Below are 1,413 nucleotides of genomic sequence, written 5' to 3' on the forward strand. Positions count from 1 at the left end.
ACACAGTGGACGCGAGCAACTGAGGACAAGCCCTCGGCCTATTAGTACCGGTCACCTCCACACCTCACGGTGCTTCCAGATCCGGCCTATCAACCCAGTCGTCTACTGGGAGCCTTACCCCATCAAGTGGGTGGGAGTCCTCATCTCGAAGCAGGCTTCCCGCTTAGATGCTTTCAGCGGTTATCCCTCCCGAACGTAGCCAACCAGCCATGCCCTTGGCAGAACAACTGGCACACCAGAGGTTCGTCCGTCCCGGTCCTCTCGTACTAGGGACAGCCCTTCTCAAGACTCCTACGCGCACAGCGGATAGGGACCGAACTGTCTCACGACGTTCTAAACCCAGCTCGCGTACCGCTTTAATGGGCGAACAGCCCAACCCTTGGGACCGACTCCAGCCCCAGGATGCGACGAGCCGACATCGAGGTGCCAAACCATCCCGTCGATATGGACTCTTGGGGAAGATCAGCCTGTTATCCCCGGGGTACCTTTTATCCGTTGAGCGACGGCGCTTCCACAAGCCACCGCCGGATCACTAGTCCCGACTTTCGTCCCTGCTCGACCCGTCGGTCTCACAGTCAAGCTCCCTTGTGCACTTACACTCAACACCTGATTGCCAACCAGGCTGAGGGAACCTTTGGGCGCCTCCGTTACCCTTTAGGAGGCAACCGCCCCAGTTAAACTACCCATCAGACACTGTCCCTGATCCGGATCACGGACCCAGGTTAGACATCCAGCACGACCAGACTGGTATTTCAACGACGACTCCACAACCACTGGCGTGGCCGCTTCAAAGTCTCCCAGCTATCCTACACAAGCCGAACCGAACACCAATATCAAACTGTAGTAAAGGTCCCGGGGTCTTTCCGTCCTGCTGCGCGAAACGAGCATCTTTACTCGTAGTGCAATTTCACCGGGCCTATGGTTGAGACAGTCGAGAAGTCGTTACGCCATTCGTGCAGGTCGGAACTTACCCGACAAGGAATTTCGCTACCTTAGGATGGTTATAGTTACCACCGCCGTTTACTGGCGCTTAAGTTCTCAGCTTCGCCCACCCGAAAGTGAGCTAACCGGTCCCCTTAACGTTCCAGCACCGGGCAGGCGTCAGTCCGTATACATCGCCTTACGGCTTCGCACGGACCTGTGTTTTTAGTAAACAGTCGCTTCTCGCTGGTCTCTGCGGCCACCCCCAGCTCACACTGCAAGAGTGATCACCAGGCGTGGCCCCCCTTCTCCCGAAGTTACGGGGGCATTTTGCCGAGTTCCTTAACCATAGTTCACCCGAACGCCTCGGTATTCTCTACCTGACCACCTGAGTCGGTTTAGGGTACGGGCCGCCATGAAACTCGCTAGAGGCTTTTCTCGACAGCATAGGATCATCCACTTCACCACAATCGGCTCGGCATCAGGTCTCAG

Annotated in this window: 1 rRNA gene (only partly in view); it reads right to left on the reverse strand. The window is 56.6% G+C overall.

The annotated features are described in order from the left end of the window. Positions 1–21: 21 nt before the first annotated feature. Positions 22–1,413, reverse strand: a 23S ribosomal RNA gene (locus tag ACFY3J_RS38745) (it continues 1,795 nt past the right edge of the window).

Source organism: Streptomyces sp. NPDC001231 (assembly GCF_042896885.1).
Lineage (GTDB): Bacteria > Actinomycetota > Actinomycetes > Streptomycetales > Streptomycetaceae > Streptomyces.